The sequence below is a fragment of the Flavobacterium zhairuonense genome, assembly GCF_004352915.1.
In the GTDB taxonomy this organism is placed as follows: domain Bacteria; phylum Bacteroidota; class Bacteroidia; order Flavobacteriales; family Flavobacteriaceae; genus Flavobacterium; species Flavobacterium zhairuonense.
The window spans coordinates 1-583 of sequence record NZ_SJSY01000028.1 but is presented as its reverse complement, the minus strand read 5'-3'; the positions used below and the strand labels follow the sequence as shown (position 1 = coordinate 583).

At 43.4% G+C, this 583-nt stretch carries 1 protein-coding gene; it reads left to right on the top strand.

Annotated elements, in window-relative coordinates:
• On the top strand, positions 1-583 hold a 583-nt coding region (locus tag EYY60_RS00035; RefSeq protein WP_317128840.1), incomplete at both ends, for an HYR-like domain-containing protein.

Sequence of the window (583 nt, the reverse complement as noted above, 5' to 3'; positions counted from 1 at the left end):
GCAGCGATACAGAAGCTTTGGCATCGGCGCAAGCCTTATTCCCTACTGCTACTGACGCATGCGATAATGATGTTACTAATATTGTAAAAGTAAGTGGCCAATTTGTCGCTTCTGAAGGTTGTTCAAATGCTGGAACTTATACCAATACTTGGACTGTGAAAGACGATTGTGGCAATACATCAGCAACTTTTACTCAGGTGATCACCATTGAGGACACAACAGCTCCAACTTGGAATACTGTTCCTGGCAGTCTAAATGCAACTTTAGAATGCGATGATACAGAAGGACTTGCAAGTGCTCAAGCCCAATTCCCTGTAGCTTCTGATTTATGCGATGCTGATGTTCTAAACATCACTAAAACAAGCGGTCAGTTCGTAGCTACTGAAGGATGCGGAAATTCAGGAACATATACCAACACTTGGACTGTGAAAGACGATTGTGGCAACACATCGGCTGTTTTCACTCAGGTAATTACCATCGAAGACACAACAGCTCCAACTTGGACAACACAAACTGCTTCTTTAAACAAAACAATCGAATGCAGCGATACAGAAGCTTTGGCATCGGCGCAAGCCTTATTCCC